A 25791-nucleotide genomic window follows, 5' to 3' on the forward strand; every position below is an offset into this window, starting at 1 on the left:
ATAACAGCATTTTGGAGGTTGGCGAAACATGGATTTATAAAGCCACGTATAATGTRACCCAAGCAGATATTGACAGCGGATCTATTACCAATCAGGCCACAGTCAATGGTACTGCGCCAAATGATGCAATAGTAACCGACCAATCAGGCAACCTGCCAACAAACAACGATCCTAATGTAATTCCTATCTGCACTAATCCTATCATCGCTTTAGTGAAAACCAATGATATTGCAGTTGGAGAAAATGGATGCGCAGCTCTGGCAGTCGGCAGCGTAGTGACTTATACCTTTACCGTGACTAATCCCGGTAACGTGAGTCTGCACAATRTAGCTGTTGCAGATCCTCATGCCGGATTATCAGCTATTGCGATGCAAAGCGGCGATGCCAACAATAACAGCATTTTGGAGGTTGGCGAAACATGGATTTATAAAGCCACGTATAATGTGACCCAAGCAGATATTGACAGCGGATCTATTACCAATCAGGCCACAGTCAATGGTACTGCGCCAAATGATGCAATAGTAACCGACCAATCAGGCAACCTGCCAACAAACAATAATCCAAATGTAATTCCTATCTGTACTAATCCTGGTATCGCTTTAGTGAAAACCAACGATATTACAGTTGGAGAAAATGGATGTGCTAATCTTGCAGTTGGCAGTGTAGTTACTTATACCTTTACTGTGACTAATCCAAGTAATGTAAGTCTGCATAATATAGCTGTTGCAGATCCTCATGCGGGATTATCTGCTATTGCAATGCAAAGCGGTGATACCAATAACAACAATATTTTAGAGGTTAGCGAAACATGGATTTATAAAGCTACATACAATGTAACCCAAGCAGATATTGACAGCGGATCTATTACCAATCAGGCAACTGTTAATGGTACTGCACCAAATGATGCAATAGTAACCGATCAATCAGGCAATCTGCCAACAAATAATAATCCTAATGTAATTCCTATCTGTACTAATCCTGGTATTGCTTTAGTGAAAACCAATGATATTACAGTTGGAGAAAATGGATGCGCAGCTCTGGCAGTCGGCAGCATAGTGACTTATACCTTTGCCGTGACTAATCCCGGTAACGTAAGTCTGCACAATGTAGCTGTTGCAGATCCTCATGCCGGATTATCAGCTATTGCGATGCAAAGCGGCGATGCCAACAATAACAGCATTTTGGAGGTTGGCGAAACATGGATCTATAAAGCAACGTATAATGTGACCCAAGCAGATATTGACAGCGGATCTATTACCAATCAGGCCACAGTCAATGGTACTGCGCCAAATGATGCAATAGTAACCGACCAATCGGGCAACCTGCCAACAAACAACGATCCTAATGTAATTCCCTTTTGTATTAATCCTGGATTAACTGTTGTAAAAATTGCCACAACCACAAGTTATAGTGCTGTTGGAAATGTAATCAACTATACAATAAACATAAAAAATACCGGTAATGTAACTTTACATCAGATAGCTGTTAAAGATCCATTAACAGGATTGGATACAATTATTGAAGTTTTGGCACCTGGTGCAAATTCTGAATACGCACAAAGCTATACAGTAACACAAGAGGATTTAAATAAAGGCTCCATTACTAATGTCGCCACAGCTGATGGATTGACTCCAAATAATACACCTATCAGTGCTACTGATGATGAAGTTGTTAACGAAAATGCTAATCCAATTAATGCTGTTGATGATAATCCTGGAACTGTTGTAGGTGTCAATCAAATTACAGCAAATGTAATCAACGTTTTCACAAACGACACTTTGAATGCATTAGCAGTAAATCCAGCCGAAGTTATTTTGACAGCTGTGACATCAAATCCATACTTACAGATGAACCCTGACGGTTCAATAGATGTATTGCCAAATGCTCCTGTCGGCATACAGACAATGACCTATCAAATTTGTGAAAAATTAAACAGCACCAATTGTGATACTGCCACTGTAACTGTTACAATAGAGGCTCCAACTATGAAAATATCTGGAGAAGGAATTTGCATCAATGATGTTCCTTATTTTAGCTATACAGCAACCGCAGATAATTTCACCCCAGTAAATGGATTAACATTAACCTGGACTGACAGCAATAATAATGTTATTGCAACTATGACTAATTTGCCATTAAACGGCAAAGTATTATGGCCTGGAGCGACAGTGGATCAAAACGGAAATGGAACCGATTGGCCAGGCTGGGTTTTCGCAGATGGAAAATGGAGCGAAAGCGCTGATGGTTTTGAAGGCCTTAGACCAACCGCTTCAGTAACATTTACATTAAATCCAAGTCAAACAATTACAGTTAATTATCCAGCTTCAGATCCAATGTGTACTGCCAGACCAACATTTACAATTAATGCAGTTGATGACACTGCAAGTACACTTGAAGGGTTAGCAGGAGTTAAAAACATAGTAACCGTATTTAAAAACGATTCCTTAAATACCTTGGAGTTAAATCCAGCTGATGTTACATTATCGGTTTTGATTCCAGATCCAAAAGGAGGCATAACTTTAAATACAGATGGTTCTATTGATGTAAAAGCAAATACTCCTACCGGAATTTATATTTTAACCTATCAAATATGTGAAAAAGCAGATAATGGTAATTGTGATACTGCAACTGTAACTATTAACGTTACCAACATCCCTCTTGTTATAAAAGCAAATCCTGACACTTATAGTGTAACTCAATGTTCAATTGGAGAGGCGGTTCGTAATGCTCTGAGCAACGATTTATTAAATGGCACATCAGCAAACATAGGTGATTTAAAATTTAAATTACTATCTGTCATCGGACAAAATATCACAATTGATGACAATGGAAACGTGGCATTTTTAAATGGTGTGGCTGCAGGTCAATACATATTTGATTATCAAATCTGTGAAGCTGCAAATCCAACAAATTGCTCTACATCAACCATTACAATTAATGTAGCAGGAATTGACCCCGTTACAATTGCCAGTCCTGCATTTTGTAATGCCGATACAACTCCTATTGATTTGAATAGCTTATTGCCTCAGGGCACAGCAACTACAGGAAGCTGGGTTGATACCGATAATACAGGAGGGATAAGCGGCAGTCTTCTAAACGCTATTGGCATACCTGTAGGTAAATACAAATATGAGTATAAAATTGGCGGTGATTGTCCAAGAAGCATATTCTTAGAAATGGAAATCAATGATGACTGTAAAGTACTTCCATGCAAAACTATTATCATTCATAACGCGCTCTCAGCAAATGAAGACGGCAAAAATGATTATTTCCAAATTGAAAACCTTGAAGATAATGCCTGCTATAAAAACGTCAAAGTTGAAATCTTTAACCGTTGGGGTGTCTTAGTTTTTGAAAGAGAGAATTATGACAATGCAGGTAATGCTTTCAGAGGACGTTCAGAAGGCAGAACCACAATCAACAAGAACGAAGGTTTACCAACAGGCACATACTTCTATATCATTAGCTATGATACCGTTGATGGAGTGGGTAAAACTCAAAATATTAAAAAAGACGGCTATTTATATTTAGTAAAATAAGCTGCTAAATACTCTGAGCCTTACATGGCTCAGAGTATAGCATCTTATCCATTAAATAAGTTGAATAAGACATAAATCCTCAAAACTAAGCTATCAAAAAATAGCTATTTAAACCAACAAAAAGCTACTATGAAAACAAAACTATTTTCTATCGTTATGATGTTTGCAGCCATTGCAAGTTTTGCGCAACAAGATGCTCAATATACTCAATATATGTATAACACAATCAATGTAAATCCAGCATACGCTGGCTCTAGAGGAGCATTAAGCTTTTTCGCACTACACCGTACACAATGGGTAGGACTGGATGGCGCTCCGGTAACAAATACGATCTCTGTAAATACCCCTTTTAACAACACTAATCTGGGAGCGGGTTTTTCAATTATAAATGATGAGATAGGCCCATCAACTTCTAATTCAGTATCAGCTGATATTTCATATACCATTCCAGTATCTGAATCGTTCAAACTGTCATTTGGTTTAAAAGGAACTGCCAATCTCTTCAATATTGACATTAATAAATTAAATCCTGGCGATCAGACTGATCCGCAATTTCAAAATTTTAAAAATGAATTTTCTCCTAACATTGGTGCTGGTCTTTATTTGCATTCAGACAAAGCCTATGTTGGTTTTTCAATTCCTAATTTCTTAGAAGTAGATAAATACAATGATAATGATGTAGCTATTTATAAAGAAAAAATAAATTACTACTTAATTGGAGGATATATATTTGATTTATCGCCCACAACAAAATTCAAACCCGCATTTATGACGAAATTGGTTGAAGGTTCACCTTTGCAAGTTGATGTTTCCGCCAATTTTATGTTCATTGACAAATTAACTGTTGGCCTAGCTTACAGATGGAGTGCCTCGATGAGTGCCATGGCCGGCTTTCAAGTCTCAGATGCTTTCTATATAGGATATTCTTATGATTTTGAAACTACAGCGCTGGATAATTATAATTCTGGTTCTCATGAGATATTCTTACGCTATGAATTATTTCAAAAAAACAGCAAAATGGTAACTCCTAGATTTTTCTAAAAAATAAGGCAAATTAACAGGGATTAGATATTCAAAAAAATAAAACAGATATCATGAAAAATCATATGCTCCTTTATATGCTAATCGTGAGTTTATCCTCATTTAATTATTGGCCGATGCAAAGTCAGATTTCACCCGATAAAAAGAAACTGGAAATATCAAAAACGGCTGCTCCAATAACGAACATGAAAGATCATACTCCCGCACGAAAGATAAAATATTATCATGTACTAGAAACTGTTCCCTTAAAATTTGGCGGTTACACAAGTGAATACGATGTAACCAATCCAAACATAATAAATACATATGATCTGGGGCCTAACGGCACGAGAGTTATAACTGCCATTTATGAAGATGAGGTACAAATCCAGCACGATGAACCAGCCCTTAAGCCTGACACTATAATGAATATTAAAAAGTCAGCCTCAATAGCAATCTCTGATGCCCCAAAAGAGGTACAAATCCAGCACGATGAACCAGCCCTTAAGCCTGACACTATAATGAATATTAAAAAGTCAGCCTCAATAGCAATCTCTGATGCCCCAAAAAGAGAAAACTCCGTTGCCTACATCAATATATTAAAAACCTATGAAAGAGTGTCTGACAAAGGGTATGAATCTGTAGAAATGCTAAAAAAATTGGGCAATTCATACTTTTTTAATGACGAATTTGAAAAAGCTGAAAAATGCTACAGTAAATTATTTAGCATCACCACTAATTTGGAACCAGACTTTTATTACCGCTACTCAATTGTCCTGAAAGCAATGGGAAACATTCAAAAGTCAGAAGAATTTCTAAAAAAATTCAATCAGTTATCCAGTGTTACATCTAGGCAATAATACTGAAGAATCCAGAATCCAATTTATAGATTTCTAAAAATTAAAGATCATGAAAAACATTGCAATACTTTACCTGACTATACTCAATCTTTTTGCAGTATCTATATATGCTCAAAAAGGAAAAATAGCGAGTGCGGATAAAAAATACGATAACTATGCCTATATTGACGCCATAAAAACATACGAGAGAATAGCCAAAAAAGGATATGAATCTCCAGATATGTATGAAAAAATTGGTAATGCCTATTACTTTAACTCTGAGTTAGACAAAGCCTATAAATGGTATGACAAATTATTTGCATTAACAACAAACGTAGATCCTGAATACTACTACAGATATGCCTATTGCCTAAAATCTGTTGGACAAAATGATAAAGCCAAAAAAATACTGTCACTTTACAATGAAAAAACCGGAAATAAAGGCAAAGGAGAATACTATGGGAAAGACATTAATTATTTGGATAAAATAAAAGAAAACTCGGGCAGATATAAAATAAAAGATGCCGGCATTAATACCCAATATTCGGATTATGGCAGCTCATTTTACAATGATAACAAATTAGTCTTTACATCATCAAGAGACACAGGAAGTTTAGCCCAAAGAAAACATACCTGGACTGATCAATACTTTACGAATCTATATGAATCTAACTTAACAGGAGATTCATTAACTCCAGGAAAAGCAATGAAATTTTCCAATAGTGTCAAATCAAAATTTCATGAAGCAAGTGCTGTCTTTACCAAAGACGGAAAAACAATGTATTTTACCCGAAATAATTATTTAGACGGAAAAAAAGGGAAAGACGAAAATAAAACTACTCTAATCAAAATATACAAAGCCAGCTTTGAAAAAAATGATTGGGCAAAAATTGCAGAACTGCCTTTCGACAGCAACAGTTACAGCACGGCTCATCCCTCATTAAGCCCAGACGAAAAAACTTTGTATTTTGTTTCGGATATGCCCGGAGGCTTAGGTGAATCCGATATCTATAAAGTGTCTATTAACAGCGATGGATCTTATGGAAAACCCATAAATTTAGGAAATGTAATTAATACGCCCGGCAAAGAAACATTCCCATTTGTAACCGATGAAAATGAGATTTATTTTGCTTCAGATGCACATCCAGGACTTGGCGGTCTAGACATATTTGTTTCCAAAATGATGCCAGACGGAACATTTGATGAAGTTAAAAATGTTGGTGCCGACGTAAATTCTCCCCAAGATGATTTTGCCTATCTGATCAACACAAAAAACCGAATTGGCTTTTTCTCCTCAAATAGAGCCGGCGGAAAAGGCTATGATGATATCTATCAGTTTTTGGAAACCAAAAGAATTAAAACAAAATGCAAACCAGAATTAAACGGAACCATTATCGAATCGGTTTTAGGCCAAATGATTTCCAATGCCAAAATTACTCTTTATAATGACCAGCATAAAGCAGTAAGCACTACAGAATCTGATCAAAACGGGCAGTATTCATTTGACGTAGAAGGCAGCGGCACTTATAGCGTTAGGGCAGAAAAAGAAGATTATGCCACTACCGAAAAAACTGTTACAATAAAAGAGGATGACTGCAAAGCCCATTTGGATTTGGCCTTTGAAAAAGCTTTATGCAAAGTAGCAGTTGGTGACGATTTAGGCAAATGTTTTGGAATCAAATGGATTTACTTTGATTTGGACAAATCAGATATCAAACCTGAAGCCACATTAGATTTAGCCAAAATATTAGATGTAATGGGGCAATATCCAAATATGATGATAGATATTCGTTCCCATACCGACAGCCGGGCATCTTCCAAATACAATCAAGGTCTTTCTGAAAGAAGAGCTAAATCAACCAGAGAATGGCTAATTAAAAACGGTATCAGTCCAAATAGGCTAAGCTCTAGAGGTTATGGAGAAAGCCAATTAGTCAATCACTGTACTGACGGCGTAAAATGCACCGAAGAAGAACACCAGCAAAACAGACGAAGCGAGTTCATAATTACAGCCTTATAAATTTCCTAATCCTAAAATGCGAAAAACTACCCGATGGGTAGTTTTTTTTTATTATTACAATAAACAATATTCTTAGATTTTTACAAATATATTAGTATAATATTTTTTGCCATTGGAGGGATCCTCTCTTATTGAAATACCAAAATGAGTAAAATCCCCTTCAATATTTTCTTTATGTCCTTCACTTTTTAGCCAAGCATCAAAAGCACCTTTTGCGCTATTATAATTATAAGCAATATTTTCACTCACCTTTTTTGCTCCTAAAACTTTCATTATATTATTTGAACGAGCATCAAAATCATCATGGTTTACAACATTATTTGCAATCATATATTCGTCATGTTCTTCTGATTTATAGGAAACATGATTAATTTTTTCTAAAGCTTTTAAACCTTTGCTTACTCTATAATTATTTATCAAAGCCATGGTCTCTAATTCTATGGCAGAATAATCATAGCTCAAAACAACTGCGGAAGCATCAGAAGCAGTTTCCTCAGAAACATCTTCAGCGGAGCAAGAAACCATAAGACACAAAACAACAGCAAAAAAAGAAAAACGAAAACACTTTAATTCCATAATATCAGTCAGTTTAAATTTAAAGCAGATTATGGGGCAAACTCCTTTAACATTAACACTTTATAAATTTGTTACTCAAATAAACTAACAATTCTTTAAACTACAAAATAAAACCGACAAACTGCACTAAAATAAAAAAACAAGATATATTTTTCTTATATCACGGAGCTAAACGAGAAATTTTCCATGAATAATCTTCCTCAAGCTTATATCGAATACGATCATGCAAACGATTAGGTCTTCCCTGCCAAAATTCAACTTCCAATGGAGTTACCAAAAAACCGCCCCAATGTTTAGGACGAAGTATTTCTTTTCCTTCAAAATCTTTTTCTAATTGTTTCAAATTCTCTTCAAGATAAGTTCTGGAAGGCACAACCTCACTTTGATTTGAAACTATTGCGCCTAGTTTACTCCCATCTGGCCTGGATTCAAAATAACCATCAGAATTATTTTCAGAGGTTTTCTGGGCAATTCCTTTTATAATCACCTGACGTTCCATACTTTCCCAAAAAAAAGAAAGACATACATTTGGATTATTAGCTATTGCCCTGCCTTTTTCAGAGTTATAATTAGTGTAAAAAGTAAATCCTTCCTCGCTAAATTTTTTTAATAAAACGACACGTGATTTAGGAAATCCATCCAATCCAATTGTAGAAACTGTCATTGCATTGACTTCACCGCTTCCCTCAAAATCTTCCACCTCATGAAACCATCTGTTAAAAAGATTTATTGGATCCTCAGGAATTGACGATTCTAATAATTCACTTTTTTCATATGACTTTCTATAATTGCTTAAATCGCTCATCTTATATTCGTTTTATATGCGGGAAATATATTAAAATTCAAAACTTTTACCATCATCTGCCAGTAATACTTCTTTAAAAACGGTTTCTGCTTCTTCCTTAAATAAATCAATACTATCATAACGGGTAGAATAATGTCCTAAAATTAATTGCCGGACATTTGCTTTCAAAGCAATTCTAGCTGCTTCTTTGGCGGTCGAATGCATTGTTTTGGAAGCCAGACTTTCTTCAGAATCTAAAAATGTAGATTCATGATACAATACAGAAACATTTTCTATTATTGGAATTATATCTTCATTGTATTTGGTATCCGAACAAAAAGCATAACTCAAAACTGGATCTGGATCGTAAGTCAATTTACTGTTAGCAATAACTCGGCCATCATCAAGAGTGATATCTTTACCGTTTTTTATATTCTGATAATAACAGGTTTCAATTTCAAAATCCTGAACCGCATTAAAATCGAGTTTGCGCTCCCCTATTTTTTCCTGAAATAAAAACCCATTGGTATAAACCCTGTGCTTCAATGGAATTGTCTTTACAATTACTTTTTCATCTTCAAAAATAATTTCACTTTGCTTCGATTCCAGTTCATGAAAAAACAACTGATAATTTGTCCATGAATTAGACAATTTCAATTGCAGATCAATTATTTCTTTTACTCCTTTTGGGCCGTAAACATGTAAGTCATTTGTTCTTCCTAAAAGCGCGAAAGTAGATATTAAACCAACTAATCCAAAAAAATGATCCCCGTGCAAATGGGAAATAAAAACATGATTAATTTTTGAAAATTTTAATTTATTTTTACGCAGCTGCACTTGTGTTCCTTCTCCGCAGTCAATTAAAAATAATCTGTTTTTTATTTCTAAAACCTGAGAAGTGGGATTGGTTAAAGTACGGGGAGTAGCGGCGTAACAGCCTAAGATGGTGAGCTTCAAAATTAGTTTGTTTTATATTTGTTTAATTGTTTAACTGGTTTAAAATTGTTTAAACCAGCTTAAAACTGTAATGTTCATTTAAGTTCAATCATCAAACAACTTTAAACTTTTAAACAATATTTAAACTTTTCATAAACTTTAAAAACCTAAATCTCTTTCAATTTCATCCATTTCAATTAAATCCTGTGCTTCCAATTGAGTTGGAACAACAATAATAGATTGAGGAACTTTATTAAAATCAATATTCTCGACAACCAAGACTAATGATTTTTTTGCTTTTTTATGTTTTTTGAATAAATCAGAAAAGTTTTTAATAGATTTCACATCAACCGATTTATCATGCGTAATATCCAAAATAAGATTATGATCTTTAAAACTGTTGTACTGATCATTTAGCTTTTCTAAAAAAACTACAATATCCCCTTCAGTATCTTTAATTATGATAGTATGTCCTTTAGCAGTAACTTTCATGAATGCAAATTTATTTAATTTTTGAAGCCAAAAGATAGATAACTGCCATCCTAATAGCAACTCCATTCTCCACTTGATTTAAAATTACCGATTGTTGAGAGTCGGCAACATCACTTGTGATTTCTACACCTCTATTTATTGGGCCTGGATGCATAATTACAATTTCTTTGTCCAAAGAATCCAGTAAAGCTTTATCCACTCCATACTGCTGAGCGTACTCTCTGGTCGACGGGAAAAAATTCACGTCCATTCTTTCATTCTGAACCCTTAACATATTAGCTACATCACACCATTCTAAAGCTTTACGCAAATTAGACTCAACTGTTACTCCAAGTGATTCAATATATCTTGGAATAAGTGTTTTTGGTCCGCAGACCTTAACTTCGGCACCTTGCATCTGCAAAGCGTATATATTTGAAAGCGCTACTCTAGAATGCAGTATATCTCCAACGATCACCACTTTTTTCCCAGCTACATCTCCTAATTTCTCTCTAATAGAATAACTATCCAACAAAGCTTGAGTAGGATGTTCATGAGCTCCGTCTCCTGCATTTACAATGCTTGCTTTAACATTTTTGGACAAAAAATATGCTGCCCCGGGATTTGAATGACGCATGACAACCATATCAACTTTCATAGAAAGAATATTGTTAACGGTATCAATTAATGTTTCCCCTTTTTTCACTGAAGACTGTGCAGCAGAAAAACTAATAACATCAGCTGACAATCTTTTTTGAGCTAATTCAAATGATAACTTGGTACGGGTACTGTTTTCAAAAAAAATATTGGCAATTGTAATATCGCGCAATGAAGGCACTTTCTTTATAGGGCGATTAATTACTTCTTTAAAATGATCGGCAGTTTCAAAAATCAGGTTAATATCTTTCTCATTAATATATTTAATACCCAATAAATGATTTACACTTAATTCGCTCATTATAATTTATTTTTTTTCAGATTTTTATAATTAATATATGGTGAAAGCAGTCTTATTAATGTTCCAGATTTAATTAGTCACTAAATAAACACCATCTTCTCCATCTTGTTCTGCCCAGCAGACTTTTACTTTTTCGCCATTAATAGCGTCTACCTGACGTCCGCGAAAATCAGGCTGTATAGGTAAATCTCTACTAAAACGTCGATCAATTAATGCCAATAATTCTATTCCTGAAGGTCTTCCAAATGACTGAATGGCTGTCAAAGCAGCACGAATACTACGCCCTGTGTACAGTACATCATCAATAAAGATGACTTTCTTATCTTCTACCAAAAAATCAATTTGTGTTTTATTTGCTTCCAAAGGCTTATCCGTTCTACGGAAATCATCTCTAAAAAAAGTGATATCCAAATAACCTAAAGCTACATTTGGCAAGTGATATTCTTTTTCTAATAATTCTTTCAAACGTTCTGCCAAAAAAGTGCCTCTAGGCTGAATTCCAATCAATACTGTATCCGAAAAGTCAAGATGTTTTTCAATTAATTGACAAGCCAAACGATTCAAAATAATATTGACTTCTTTTGAATTGAGTAACACTTTTTGATTCATATTTAGAAATTATTTGTTTTTAAAAGATTACGGGATTAGTATCATTTTAAAAATGCCTTATTCCATTTATGCGTTTTTAAAACATCCGTAGATTTGGTAGAGCAAATATACAAATTCCGATTTAGGATTTATTCATTAATAGCCTTTAAAAAAATTTTATTCTTCCTTAAAGAAATCCACGTTGCCTTATGCCAAATATATTCTAACGGTCCTTGTTTATGCGTTTTTAGCCACCAAGTGCAGAATAACAACTGCAAAACAAACAAAACAATTCCAATTAACAAACTATAAGTCGCACCAGTATATTCAACAAGTCCCAATCCATATCGATAATAAATAAAGGAACCTACGATAGATTGCATGATATAATTAGTCAAACTCATTTTCCCAAAAGGAATTAGTTTTGAAAACAGATTATGAATTGATTCTTTTTGATACAACAACACAAATACAGACACCATAAAAATCATTAAAGCAAGATTGGACCAAGATGTGACAATTAGCGAAAGGCTATTCAGTATTTCTTTTCGCTCAATAATTTGTGACAGAAAGTTTTTCAAAGTAAACAAAGGAACAAAAAGGAGAAAAGCGTATTGCAAAGCTTTTTTCCAAAACAAATTACTCTCAACTGATGCAATAAAAAATTTTCTGCGTCCCACCAACATTCCTAACATAAATAAAGCTGGAGCTTGAAAAAAACGCCCGTTTTCCCAAGACCAAAAAACAGATGCAAATCTTCCAATACTAAGATTTCCAATTGCATGATCTAAAAAGGAATTGCTTTTTAAATATTCTCCCATCATTCCAAAATAATCATTGGATAAATTAGGCATTGGAACATATTCTGGGTTTGCTAACATATAAAAGAACTTCATCCATTCAATTGGCTGCAGCATTAAAATGACTGCCATAATAAAAACTGCTTTATCATTCCATTTGCAGACAGGAACTAAAATAATTCCTAAAACGGCATAAATCATCAAAATATCACCTTCGTAAAAAATAGTATTTACAAAACCAAATCCCAGTAAGAGCAATAGACGCCAAAGAAAGCGAGACCTGAAATCTTTCCCTCGTTTCTCTTGATTATCATTTTGGATATAAAAACTAAAACCAAAAAGCAATGCAAAAATAGCGTATGATTTTCCGCCAAAAAGAAAAAACAAAGTCTCCCAAATAATTTTATCCAAGACTTTCATCCACTCTGGCAAAAATTCTGGCAAATAATAGTAATCAAAATGTTCAATATTATGCAATAGCATAATGGACATAATAGCAAATCCCCGCAAGGCGTCGACCACTTCTACCCTTGGAGCTTTTAAATTTAAAGTACTGTTTGACATAGTTATATTTAAAAAGATAAAAATAATAGGTTTTCTCAAAAGTATCTTATTTTTCAAACAAATACTAAAAAAATATAAATTGTCTGGCAACCTAAAAAAATTAGTCTTTTATCATATTTTTCAATAATTCAACAAATAGATTATGATAAAAAAATCCTGTTATGAAAATAACAGGATTTTGAATTTAACTATAAATTATACATCTTCTTTCTTTGCTCTTGAATTTTTTCATCATCCAAATATTCATCAAAAGTCATGTAACGGTCGATAACGCCATTTGGTGTCAGCTCTACTACTCTATTACCTACAGTTTGCGCAAACTCGTGGTCATGTGTTGTAAAAATAACCGACCCTTTATAATTTTTCAATGAATTATTAAAAGCGGTAATAGACTCCAAATCCAAGTGATTAGTCGGCTCATCCAACATTAAGATATTAGCGCGTTCCATCATCATTCTTGACAGCATGCAGCGAACTTTCTCTCCTCCAGATAAAACACGGCTCGTTTTTAAAGCTTCTTCCCCAGAGAAAATCATTTTCCCAAGGAAACCTCTAATAAAAACTTCGTCACGTTCTTCTTCTGTTTTTGCCCATTGACGCAGCCAATCTACTAATGTTAAATCATTTTCGAAAAACGAATGGTTTTCTGCAGGCAAATAAGCCTGATTTGTTGTGATTCCCCAATCAAATTCTCCAGAATCAGGTTTTTGATTATTATTCAAAATTTCATAAAAAGCGGTTGTAGCACGCGAATCTTTTGAAAAAAGAACAATTTTATCGCCTTTAGCCATATTCAAATCAACTCCTTTAAACAAAACTTCTCCATCAATCGAAGCGCTTAAGTTTTGTACGTTCAAGATTTGATCCCCAGCTTCACGATCCTGATCAAAAATAATAGCAGGATAACGACGGCTTGAAGGTCTGATTTCAGAAATATTCAATTTAGAAATCATTTTTTTACGAGAAGTCGCTTGTTTGGATTTGGCAACATTCGCAGAAAAACGACGAATAAATTCTTCCAATTCCTGTTTCTTTTCCTCAGCTTTTTTGTTTTGCTGCGCACGCTGTTTAGCGGCTAATTGGCTTGACTCATACCAAAAGGTATAGTTCCCTGAATAGTGGTTAATTTTCCCAAAATCAATATCAGAGATATGTGTACAAACGGAGTCTAAAAAGTGCCTGTCGTGAGAAACTACAATAACTGTATTTTCATAGTTTGCTAAGAAATTTTCCAGCCAAGCAATGGTTTCAAAATCCAAGTCATTGGTAGGCTCATCCATGATCAATAAATCCGGGTTTCCAAAAAGAGCCTGTGCCAAAAGCACTCTTACCTTAATTTTACCCTCCAAATCTCCCATTAAGGTATAATGGTTATCCTCAGAAATTCCAAGATTTGACAGCATTGAAGCTGCATCTGAATCAGCATTCCAGCCGTTCATCTCTTCAAATTGTACCTGCAACTCTCCTATTCTGTCTGCATTTTTATCATTATAATCTAGGTAAAGTGCATCCATTTCTGCCTTAACAGCATACAAAACTTTGTTACCCATCATTACAGTTTCCAATACAGTATGTTCGTCAAACATATTGTGGTTCTGATTCAAAACCGACATACGTTTTCCTGGTTCCAAATGAATATGCCCTGAAGTAGGGTCGATATCACCAGCTATTATTTTAAGAAAAGTTGATTTTCCAGCACCATTGGCTCCAATAACTCCATAAATATTTCCGTGTGTGAAGGTTGTATTTACTTCGTCGAACAAAATTCGCTTACCAAATTGAACTGATAAATTATTGACTGTTAACATGAATGTCTTTTTATTAAAATTTTGCGCAAAAGTACAAAAAAAATAATGACTTTTTTATTCAAAAAAAACCTGATGAAATTTCATCAGGTTCTCAACATTAATTTTTTTTCTTCTTCAAAAAAGCAATTATTTGGATTTTTTTAGGCTATCTATTGCGTCAACCATTCCATTTGTTTTTTTGTCCAACGTAAGTTCCCAAAACATAATTCCGCCGAGTTTCTTTTTTATGGCATATTTTGTTTTTTCTTTTACAGAAGCTATATCATCTCCAGTTGCAAATAATTTTTCTTTTTCATTGTACCAATAGGGAGCTTTAGTTTTATCATCCCAATAATAGCTCCATCCGTTTTCTTTTGTAAAGGCTGTTTCAAAATCTTTGAAATTAACTCCGCTGGTTCCCACACCAGACTGATACAAACCATTATTAACATTGGCAACTTCCTTCCAAACTCGGGTATAAAATGCAGCACCAATTACCAGCTTTTCGGCAGGTATTCTCAACTTCAATAAATATTCGACTGCGCGATTTGTTGATTCATCGGTTGCATTAACACTAAACAAGGGAGTGTGATGGCCTGTAACTTTAGAATAACCATTTACTAAATCATAACTCATAATATTGACACGATTGACCAATGGCATTATTTTCTTCCATTCAACAGATTCATCCAAATATTTTTGAAACCCTCCGGCAGCAAAACTAAGTTCATTTTTAGAACCCAATTCTTTACGGAGTAACACAATAAGCTCTGTGAAATTTTTCCTGTCGGATGCTTGATATAAATGTCCTGGATAACCTTCTATTGTTGGATATTCCCAATCTAAATCTAAACCGTCAGTATTAAAATAATCATTAACTTCTTTTACTGATTTTGCAAAAACGGTTCTTTTTTCAGCTGAAGCAAATACGGCTGAACAAGGTTCGCAACCACCCCAACCGCCTAAAGACAGCATAATTTTCAGTTTAGGATTTTTATCTTTTAAAGACACTAGATGTTTGATAGTTATCGAATCTCTGACACTGTCAACATTTAATTTTCCATCTTTCAAATGACAAAAACTAAAAATAACATGAGTGAGTTTTCCCACCTCAAAGTCATCAATTTGTTTATCATCACCCGTATAATAGGCAATAACAGATAAATTTTCTTTGTTTTGCCCAGCAGACAACAGCGGAATTAAAAACAATAGAACATATAATCTCAAGCTTTTCATTTTTTTTATATTTAAAAGATTAATACTAAATTTAAAAGGAATAATTTAAAAAAACCTGGCAACGAATACCAGGTTTATAATATTGTTTTCACAGAAAAACAATAGCAATTCAAAATAAAGAGATCATAGTAAAATACAAATAACCAAACTCAATCTTAACAATAAAACTTTAACTTTTGAATTTAATTTTATGCTTGAACTAATTTTATCAAGCTGTTATATACTGCTAATTCAACATCAGCATGTTCTTTCGAATTACATTTTTCGAGTAAATTATTTAATACTGCGGCATCTACATTTTCTTTTTTATCAATCTTAAGCAAAAGCTGTTTCGCTATATCATTTAAACTTTTTGATAATGGCAATAGTGGCTGAACCAGTGGCGCATTGGTACTCAAAACATTTAAGTCAGAGTCCATTTTAATCCATTTATTTAAATAACCAACAACTAAAGTTTGATTTTCAAATGATTTATTGCTTAAATATTTTGTAACAGCCTGATTAAATTCTATTGCATCAGAAGCATCCGGAGTACACACATCTGCAAATAAGGTTAATGGAGAATACATTTTATATTCAGTCCCCTCACTATTTCTTGAATATCCTTTTAATGGCTCACAAACATTGGACAAATCAAGCAAAGCATCACTTTTTTGATTATTGCTTATGTTTCTCAACAAGCCTTCTTTGTTTTTTATATGTGTCAATCCCAGCTCTTCCAATCTAAAAGAAACGGTTTTCAATCTTTTGCGTAAGCTATTAATATCAGTTACATTTTCATTAGACCAAAAACGCTCTGCAATAGCTGCTGTTCTAGGCCAGATTCTGCTGTCTATTGTAGCAGGAGTTGCTAATTCAGTCCACATCGGTGCTTCTCCTCCCAAAATCCTTGCCTTTTCTTCATTAGTCAGCGTCACATTTTTAGGCATTGGATCTACGGTATAATGCTCTTCAACCCCATAAGCCAAATCAATATAATACCCATTAGACAAAACAGTTTTATATCCTCCTTTTACTGCTTCAACTAATGACTTTCCAGCAGTAAGACCTTCGTTTGTTCCTTTCCAAGAATGAATTATCGCTTCTTTGGACATATTTTTGGTCATAATTTCTTCCCAGCCCATTAATTCTTTATTATGCTTTTTGAGCATCGGAATTAACTGCATCGTAAAATAGGCCTGCAGTTCATGGTTATTAGCCAAATTATGCTTCTTTTTGAACTCCTGAATTTTAGGATTAGAATCCCAGTCTTTACCCTCATTTTCATCTCCGCCAATGTGAAAAAATTTCCCGGGAAATAATGGGCAGACTTCATCAAAAATAGAACTTAACAGCTCATATGTTTTTGGGTTTGAAGGATCAAGCGTAGGTGTAAAAATCCCTGCATTTCTTTCAAGAGCATACGATTGCACTTGTGTAAATTGCTGTCCTTTCTCACCTGATCCCATATTCAGATTCACAACTTTACTGCCAATTTCCGGATAAGCTGTCAAAATAGCCGAACCATGACCGGGAACATCAATTTCCGGAACTACCAAAATTCCTCTGTCAGCAGCATATTTTACAATGTTTTTAATTTCTTCTTGAGTATAGTAATTCCCATCCGATGCCATTTGAATCAGCTTTGGGTGTTTTTTCATTTCAATTCTCCAACCTTGATCATCTACCAAATGCCAGTGAAAAACATTCATTTTTACAGCTGCCATTCCGTCCAAATTTCTTTTAATCACATCAACAGGCATAAAATGTCTTGCTCCGTCAATCATTAAGCCTCTCCAAGTAAATCTTGGAAAATCTGAAATCTTTGAAACTGGAAAATAAAAGGAATTATTATTGTTCTGCAAAAGCTGCAGCAGCGTTTCCAAACCATGCAGTGCTCCCACATCTGTAGTGGCATTTATTAAAATTTTATTTGATGTTATATCCAATAAATAACTTTCATCCTCATAAAGTTCTATTTTTCCGCTTCTCACGCAATTAATCTGCAGTAAAGCTTCAGGAACTTCATTTAAACCCGTTATGAATCCTTGGTTAAAAAACATACCTGTTCTTCCATCCAAGCGTCTCAAAAAATTAGTTGCTCCAACAAATATTCTTGCATTTGGAGCTCCTGTAATATTTACTTTAAATTTTTTTGTCAGTGTAAATGAACCTTCATTAAGACTAATGTTTTGGGGCCATGGCATAATATTTAACTGCTCTTTAGTAACTTGGGCTGTAGAAACAAAAGAGGCAAATAAAAAAAACAGAATATATTTCATTAGATAAAAAAATATGTTAGTAAAAAATATGAAATAGTGCTAAACCCAAGTTTTGAAGTTCATAAAAAAACTTAGAGCCTAGCACTAAACTTAACACAAAACAAAATTACAGTACTAGTATTCAAAACGTTTAAAAGCTTCAATCGCTTCATATTCTGCCAAACCTAAATCATCATATAATTTGGCAGTATTTTTATTTCTGTCCTCGGCTCTAACCCAAAATTCTCTAGAGTCATTACCTTGAAACATTACTCTGTCTTTTTGAGACTGATGGTATAAAATAGCTTGTCTTTTCATAAGTACTTCATCAGGGCTCAATGGAACCGCCATGTCAATTTCATGAATATCCCATTCGTGCCAAGCTCCTCTGTACAGCCACAGCCAGCAATCATCCATAAATGATTTTGATTTTAATGCTTTCATCGCAGCAAAAATGGCATTCAAGCACACTTCATGCGTGCCGTGCGGATCAGCGAGATCTCCCGCTGCAAACACCTGGTGCGGTTTTATCTTCTCAATAATTTCTTTTACTACAGCAATATCTTCTGGTCCTAAAGGTTTCTTTTGAACCATTCCTGTCTCATAAAACGGCATATCCAAAAAGTGCGTGTTTTCATCTTTTAACCCGATATATCTTGTGGCAGCATACGATTCACGTCTTCTTATCAAACCTTTTAATTTGCGAACTTCTAAAGTATCACTTTGCCCGATTGGTTTTGAATTGATAGAGTCAATTACGGATTGAAAATTAATCCCTGAGTTATTCCCCTCAGCAAAATCATTACATACTTCGGCAAATTTTAATGCTTCATCATCAGTAACAGCAATGTTTCCAGAAGTCTGATACACTACATGCACATCATGACCCTGTTTGATTAATTTTGCAAAAGTTCCTCCCATAGAAATTACATCATCATCTGGATGCGGACTAAAAAGAATTACTCGCTTTTTCGCAGGATTAGCTCTTTCAGGACGGAAAGAATCATCAGTATTTGGCTTACCGCCAGGCCATCCTGTTATAGTGTGCTGCAGTACATTGAACATATTAATGTTCAAATCATAAGAAGAGCTTCCTGAAGCTAATAAATCAGACATTCCGTTATTGTTGTAATCTCTGTCAGTCAATTTTAAAATCGATTGATTAGTATGCTGGCAAAGCCAAACAATTGCTTTACTTTTTAATTCGGATGTCCAAATACACTCTCCTACTAACCAAGGCGTCTCCAAACGCGTTAGCTCAGAAGCTGCACCTTCGTCTAAAATAAAAGTGGTATTGTTATGATTTTGCAGAAAAGTAGCTGGAACCTCAGAGCTAATGTCCCCTTGAATAGTTCTTTTTATAATAGAAGCTTTGTTTTGTCCCCAAGCCATCAGTACAATTCTTTTAGATCTAAGAATTGTTGAAACTCCCATTGTGATTGCTTTTTTAGGAACATTGCTGATTCCGTTAAAATCACCCGAAGCATCTACTTTGGTAATATGATCCAATGTAATAATTCTCGTTCCTGAATTGATATGCGATCCAGGCTCATTAAAACCAACGTGACCAGTACGGCCAATTCCCAATAATTGAAAATCAAGTCCTCCTGCATTTTTAATATTCATTTCATAATCAACACAAAACTGATTTAAATCTTCTAATGCAACAGTACCATCTGGAATATTAATATTTTCTGGTCTGATATCCACATGATTAAAAAGATGCTGGTGCATAAAATAATGGTAACTCTGATTACTTTCCTTTGGCATCGGATAGTACTCATCTAAATTGAAAGTAATAACATTGTCAAAACTCAAGCCTTCCTCTTTGTGCATACGAACCAATTCCTGATACACTTTTATAGGAGAAGATCCCGTAGCTAAACCTAATACACATTTTTTATTCTTTTCTTGTTTTGAACGAATTAAGTCCGCAATCTCTTGAGCAACGATTATTGAAGCATCTGCAGCATTTTTAAAAATTGCGTTATGAATTTTTTCAAAACGGGTATCTTCAAACTGACCTGCCTTTTTGAAGCTTATGTCATTACCTAAGTTTGATGTAGTTCTCATGATTTTTGTTATTATATATTTTAATTGTACAAAAAGTTACAGTATCTCTATTATTTAATGCTAATTTTTATAAAGATACACATATCTTCTTACTTTTTAATTATTTCTAAATTAGGTTTTTGAAACAAAACTGCTTGAGTTTTGCCTATATATAAATTTTATTTTTCTAAAAAATAAAAGAAATTCCGAAAGTAATAAGCCCTTAAAACAAAGCAGAAATACTTTATAAATCTAGGCGGTTGGCTTTATTGCCTTTTAATTAAAAAAATCTTGCAGCATCATTTTTTAATCTTCTTTTTTTTATATCCAGACAGGTGATATGATACCTGCCTGGAATAAAAAATAACTGATTGTAATTATTTAGAAATTAGGTCCGGTAGTATCCCACCAAAGTCTAGTTCCTCCATTATCAGGTCCTCCTAATTTTGCAAGACCTGTTTCAACACCACCAGGGTTTCCGTCTTTTTCAGACTGTACAAAATTTACTCTGCGCGGGCCATATTGAGTAGTTATAGTTCCGCCGCTAGTATTATGCAACGCTCTGAATAACTTTGGATATCCTGTTCTTCTGTACTCAGACCAGGCTTCTTGACCTTCTGGGAAATTTGCAATCCATTTTTGAGTAATTATTTTTTGCAGTTTCACTTCATTAACGGCAGCACCATCCCAAGCAACAGTCACATTATTTACCGCTGTCGCATTATTTGCAGCATCTTTAACATCTACGAAATTTTTAGCCGTTTTCACGTTATCAGCTATGTAAGTTGCTGCTCCGGATGCTCCATGCTGTGCAAATGAAGCTGTTATTCCTGCTTCATATAAGGTTTGAGCAGTTCCACCCATATTCCATCCTCTTAATGCACCTTCGGCTCTTAAGAAATACACTTCAGCAGTAGTCATTAGCACTTTTTCATTTGATCCAACAATTGAACCAATTTCAGACATTCCTGTACGATCAGACTTAGCAATCATATTAATGCCAGTACGAACTCCTCTGTATTGACCAGGAAAATCAGCTGATTCATTAAAGTATTTGGCAATTCTAGGATCAGAGTATCCATTCATTATCGATTCCATATCCGCAGACATTCTGATATCACCCCAAGAAGAAGATATAGTTAGAATAGGATCTATATAATTAGGAATAATCACTTTTGCAATATCTGCATTTGTAGTCATCACGCCAAAAGTCTGGCTAATTGCTTTTTCTGCTTCTGTTTTTGCTAAAGCCGGTTTAATTTTAACAATTCTCATAGCTAAACGTAAACGCAGTGAATTTGCATATTTAACCCATTGTTTGTAATCACCGCCATAACCGCTCATGTCTGTACTCACAAAAGTTGATGCTTCACCTGCATTTACTCTTTTAGTCAATTCTGCAACAGCAAAGTCAAGTTCTGAGAACATTTTGGCGTAAACTTCTTCCTGTRAATCATAAGGAATTACAGCATTGGTAGTTCCAAATTGAGAGTATACAATCGGTCCAAACACATCAGTAACTCTATGCATTCCTTCTACTTTCAAAATCAATGAAATAGCATAAAATTGATCGTACTTTCCTTTTGTTCTTTGTTCAATTTTAAGTGTATTTGCCATTACATCTGTATAAGGCAAACTCCAGATAAAACCATTCCAACCGTCAACAAAATTGTAGTTTGAGTTATCTCCCGCTGCTCCTTTAAAAGGAGTTGGTGTAGCCATATAACCTGACCAAATATCTGCATTCAAGTTTTGCTGCAGCTGGTATTTCCAGTGTGTTGTATTGAAAATCCCTGTAAAAACTGTAGCAAAAGGAACTTTCACATGATTAAAATCTTGTTCAAGATCTTTAGCGGTAATCCCAGTTGGATTAGTGTTAATTTCATTAAAATCGCTTGTACAACTTACTGCGGCAAGAAATGAAGCGCATATTGCAGTTGTTTTTATTTTATTTAGTATCATGATGATATAGATTAGAAAGTTACATTTAAATTAAGACCGATACTTCTTGTAGATGGTGCAGCATAAACATCAATCCCTTGTAAACCATTACCTGTACTCAAAGAAATATTCGGATCAAATGGAGCGTCTTTGTAGAAGAAGAATAAATTTCTGCCCACTAAAGACAAATTAGCTGTTTTGAAGATTTTACTGTTTTTAATGTCAAATGTATATCCCAAAGCCAATTCTCTTAAACTTACGTTAGTCGCATTATAAATATACTCGCCAGTGGCTCCTTCTCTGCCTCCTACTTGACTATAGTAGCTCTCTGCTGGATATTTTCCTGCATAAGCCTGTCCAGCATTTGGAGTACCAGGAGCATAAACAGCATCAATTGCTACACCACCAGCATTTCTAGCATCTCCAGTAGCTTTAGAAACGCCAAATTTATCATTTACAGCTTCAGTCAGACTCATTACATCTCCTCCAAAACGTCCGTCAATTGTAAAGTTCAAGAAATAATGACCATATTTGAATGAGTTAGTCAAACCTAACATATAATCTGGATTTGCATTTCCAACTTCTTCGAAACCAGTTTTTTGGATTGATCCGTCAGCATTCAATAAAACTTTGCCTTGAGCATCTCTCTTAAGGTTGATTCCTTCAATTACTCCAAATGGACGGCCATTTTTCAATGAATATCTATAACTGTTAACACCTGGTTGAGTCAAGATAACTGTACCTCCCAATTCTTCTGGCAAACCAGAAACTTCATTGTTATTTTTTGAATAGTTTACCGTAGCATCCCATTTAAACTTGTCATTATCGACAATTTTGGCATTCAACAATACCTCAATACCTTTATTTTTAATTACACCACCATTGTATGCATAATTTTGGTATCCTTCTGCATTTGTAGCTGGAGCTGGAATTGTAAGCAATTGATCTTGAGTTTCATTATTGTAATATGTCAATTCTATTCCAAATCTGTTATTAACAAATCTCCATTCAGTTCCTAGCTCAAAAGAGTTTTGACTTTCAGGTTTCAAGTTTGTACCTGGTCTAGGCCCAACAGTTGGATTGATATTTTGTGGATTTACTGCATTATATTGTGAAGTTGGAGAGGTATAAAAAGCAGGAACATCATTCCCAACTTGTGCAAAAGAAGCACGAACTTTTCCAAACGTAATTACTTCTGGCATGGTAAACATTTCAGACAATATGGCCGTTGCTCCAACAGATGGATAAAAGAAAGAGAGATTACCTGTATTAGCCAATGTAGAAGACCAGTCGTTGCGTCCTGTAACATCTAGATACAGCATATTTTTGTATCCAAAAGTTGCGGCTGCAAAAACTGATTGCTGCTCTCTGCGGAATCCGTAATTTTGGTAATTACCTGTATTAGAATTAAAATTATGAAGTGTAAACCAGTTTGTAATTCCTAAACCAGAAGGATCAGAATCTAAAACAGTTTCATCATTGATAGACGTTTTTGTAAAACTTGTTCCTACGTTTGCAAAAAATGTAAAATCTTCATTGATTTTAGTATTAATTGTTGTAATTAAATCACCGTAATTTTGAGAACTTACGTCATCAATACTAATATATCTGCCATTTGCATGAGATAAAGTTCCTTGAGTAGTAGCGTAAATTTCTTTATCAAATTGTGAAGTAACTCTGTCATAATTATATCTGGATCCAACAGATAACCAGTTATTCACTTTATAGTTCAATCCAACAGACCCATTCATAAACTGATTGCCATCCTTAGATTTATTACGATTTAATCCCCAATATGGATTTTGCTCGATATCTCTATTGGTCATCCAGTTTTGAACCATCATATTTCTGGCTGGATCGAATTTTTCGAAATTGTTTTTATATTCGTTAAAATCATATCCTCTTGGCATCAAGTAAAGACCTGTAAGCGGGTTGAAATACAAACCGCTGGTTGGTCTGTTTGTTACGTATTGAGACGTGTAATTTGCATTGGCATTAACAGTTAATCTGTCGCCAAAGAATTTACCCATTTGTCTGATGCTAAAGTTGTTTTTACTTAAACTGTTTGTTGGTATAATACCATTGGCAGTAGTATTAGCGTAAGATACATTAGTCGCAGAATTTTGAGATCCAGTAGAAAAACCAAAAGAAGATATCTGTGTTAATCCTGTTTCAAAAAAGTCTCTTGTGTGATCTGGTGTGCTTTGCGCAGCTCCCCACGACTCATCTGCTCCTGGTTTAGCAATATAAGAAGTTTGGAATTTTGGCAGATAAGCAGCTGTTTCAACTGTAGTATTAGAAGACACTCTGAAAGCAGAAACACCTTCTTTTGCTTTTTTAGAAGTCAATAAAACAACCCCTCTAGCTCCTTGACTGCCATATAAAGCAGTTGCAGAAGCTCCTTTAAGAACTGTCATCCCTTCAAAATCATCTGGGTTTAACAACCCAATTACATCACCTCCATCGCGGTTACCTCCTTGAGTATTACCAAATGAATCATTAGGCTGAAATGAAGAAATATTCAGCATTGGCACCCCATCAACAACATACAAAGGATTGTTGTTTGTAGTAGATGAATTTCCGCGAATAGTAACTTTTGTAGAACCTCCAGTACCACCAGCACTTTTAGTTACTGCAACTCCGGCAATTTTACCAGCAATTGTATTCATTAAATTCGGATCTTTTGCTCTAACAAGATCTTCTCCTTTTAGCTCTTGTGCTGAATAAGTCAAAGACTTTTTAGATTTCTTGATTCCTAATGAAGTTACAACTACTTCAGATAAAGATGTTGAGCCAGCTGAATTCAGCATTACATTAATTGACGAAGACTCTCCTACTTGTACATTTTTTGTTTCATACCCTAAGTATGAAATCACCAATGTAGCGTCTGGTTTGACTTCAAGTGTAAATTTACCATCAAAATCTGTTGAGGCTCCATTCGTTTCCCCCTTTACATTAACATTTGCACCTGGTATCGGAGTACCCGCCGCATCTGAAACAAAACCACTGATTTTTTTTGACTGCGCAAGAGTAACGTGCGTAGCAAAAACAACCATTACGATTAAAAAAATTTTTCTCATTTTAAAATTATTTTTGTTAGTTATAGGGTAAAATTATTCTTAACGTACTGTTAAAAAAAATAAATTAAACCAACAGCATTACTTTTTAAACCAACGACATGTTTTAATCAATAATGCGTTTTTCGAAAACGTTTTCTTAAATATTATTTTAATCGTTATAGTAATTTTTTAGTTTTTTATTCACCAAAACACCATTTTTAATAACAAAATGATTATTGTTGCAAAATAAAACTCATACTCCAATTCCTTATTTTGGCCAATTTTTACTATTTAGAACAAGATGAAAAAAATTAACTTCCATATAAAACTTCAAAATCATATATGGTTTTGGGCTATCTATTTTATACTTAATTTTTTGAG

17 protein-coding genes are annotated in these 25791 nt (G+C 34.5%); 4 read left to right on the forward strand and 13 right to left on the reverse strand.

Translation table 11 applies throughout. The annotated features are described in order from the left end of the window. From AC1DVP_RS12270 to AC1DVP_RS12285, 4 genes are all read left to right on the forward strand, one after another. The coding region (locus AC1DVP_RS12270) for a DUF7507 domain-containing protein (protein WP_477183761.1) at positions 1-3539 on the forward strand (3539 nt) is incomplete at its 5' end. 129 nt (positions 3540-3668) lie between these two features. Continuing rightward, entirely contained in the window at positions 3669-4580 is a 912-nt protein-coding gene (locus tag AC1DVP_RS12275; RefSeq protein ID WP_477183762.1) for a PorP/SprF family type IX secretion system membrane protein, read from the forward strand. Between the two features lie 53 nt (positions 4581-4633). Next, positions 4634-5419 carry a hypothetical protein gene (locus AC1DVP_RS12280; RefSeq protein ID WP_477183763.1) on the forward strand — a complete coding sequence of 262 codons (786 nt, stop codon included), beginning with the start codon at positions 4634-4636 and terminating at the stop codon, positions 5417-5419. Between the two features lie 49 nt (positions 5420-5468). Next, positions 5469-7418 carry an OmpA family protein gene (locus AC1DVP_RS12285; RefSeq protein ID WP_477183764.1) on the forward strand — a complete coding sequence of 650 codons (1950 nt, stop codon included), beginning with the start codon at positions 5469-5471 and terminating at the stop codon, positions 7416-7418. A gap of 72 nt (positions 7419-7490) precedes the next feature. On the opposite strand, the gene AC1DVP_RS12290 is transcribed toward AC1DVP_RS12285, so the two are convergent. The 13 genes from AC1DVP_RS12290 to AC1DVP_RS12350 form a co-directional block, all read right to left on the reverse strand. Further along, positions 7491-7994: a CAP domain-containing protein gene (locus AC1DVP_RS12290; protein WP_477183765.1), complete on the reverse strand. Its 504-nt coding sequence runs from the start codon at positions 7992-7994 to the stop codon at positions 7491-7493. Positions 7995-8154: 160 nt separating this feature from the next. Then, positions 8155-8799: a pyridoxamine 5'-phosphate oxidase gene (pdxH, locus tag AC1DVP_RS12295; protein WP_477183766.1), complete on the reverse strand. Its 645-nt coding sequence runs from the start codon at positions 8797-8799 to the stop codon at positions 8155-8157. Between the two features lie 30 nt (positions 8800-8829). Beyond that, positions 8830-9735 carry a ribonuclease Z gene (locus AC1DVP_RS12300; protein ID WP_477183767.1) on the reverse strand — a complete coding sequence of 302 codons (906 nt, stop codon included), beginning with the start codon at positions 9733-9735 and terminating at the stop codon, positions 8830-8832. A gap of 138 nt (positions 9736-9873) precedes the next feature. Further along, positions 9874-10206 carry a ribonuclease Z gene (locus tag AC1DVP_RS12305; RefSeq protein WP_477183768.1) on the reverse strand — a complete coding sequence of 111 codons (333 nt, stop codon included), beginning with the start codon at positions 10204-10206 and terminating at the stop codon, positions 9874-9876. Between the two features lie 10 nt (positions 10207-10216). Beyond that, positions 10217-11143: an aspartate carbamoyltransferase catalytic subunit gene (locus AC1DVP_RS12310; protein WP_477183769.1), complete on the reverse strand. Its 927-nt coding sequence runs from the start codon at positions 11141-11143 to the stop codon at positions 10217-10219. Positions 11144-11212: 69 nt separating this feature from the next. Then, positions 11213-11752, reverse strand: coding sequence for a bifunctional pyr operon transcriptional regulator/uracil phosphoribosyltransferase PyrR (gene pyrR / locus AC1DVP_RS12315; protein ID WP_477183770.1), 540 nt, complete (start codon positions 11750-11752; stop codon positions 11213-11215). 128 nt (positions 11753-11880) lie between these two features. Next, positions 11881-13095 carry a DUF418 domain-containing protein gene (locus tag AC1DVP_RS12320; protein ID WP_477183771.1) on the reverse strand — a complete coding sequence of 405 codons (1215 nt, stop codon included), beginning with the start codon at positions 13093-13095 and terminating at the stop codon, positions 11881-11883. Positions 13096-13283: 188 nt separating this feature from the next. Next, positions 13284-14903 carry an ABC-F family ATP-binding cassette domain-containing protein gene (locus AC1DVP_RS12325; RefSeq protein WP_477183772.1) on the reverse strand — a complete coding sequence of 540 codons (1620 nt, stop codon included), beginning with the start codon at positions 14901-14903 and terminating at the stop codon, positions 13284-13286. Between the two features lie 126 nt (positions 14904-15029). Next, complete coding sequence (locus AC1DVP_RS12330) at positions 15030-16118, reverse strand: glycoside hydrolase family 18 protein (RefSeq protein WP_477183773.1); 1089 nt, start codon at positions 16116-16118, stop codon at positions 15030-15032. A 188-nt stretch (positions 16119-16306) separates the two neighbouring features. After that, complete coding sequence (locus tag AC1DVP_RS12335) at positions 16307-18379, reverse strand: beta-N-acetylhexosaminidase (protein ID WP_477183774.1); 2073 nt, start codon at positions 18377-18379, stop codon at positions 16307-16309. A gap of 114 nt (positions 18380-18493) precedes the next feature. Beyond that, positions 18494-20431: a glucosamine-6-phosphate deaminase gene (gene nagB, locus AC1DVP_RS12340; RefSeq protein WP_477183775.1), complete on the reverse strand. Its 1938-nt coding sequence runs from the start codon at positions 20429-20431 to the stop codon at positions 18494-18496. Positions 20432-20791: 360 nt separating this feature from the next. Then, on the reverse strand, positions 20792-22372 hold the full coding sequence (locus tag AC1DVP_RS12345; protein WP_477183776.1) for a RagB/SusD family nutrient uptake outer membrane protein: 1581 nt from the start codon (positions 22370-22372) through the stop codon (positions 20792-20794). Positions 22373-22383: 11 nt separating this feature from the next. Beyond that, complete coding sequence (locus tag AC1DVP_RS12350) at positions 22384-25431, reverse strand: SusC/RagA family TonB-linked outer membrane protein (protein ID WP_477183777.1); 3048 nt, start codon at positions 25429-25431, stop codon at positions 22384-22386. Between the last annotated feature and the right edge of the window lie 360 nt (positions 25432-25791).

The sequence above is a fragment of the Flavobacterium sp. P3_A6 genome (genome assembly GCF_056403035.1).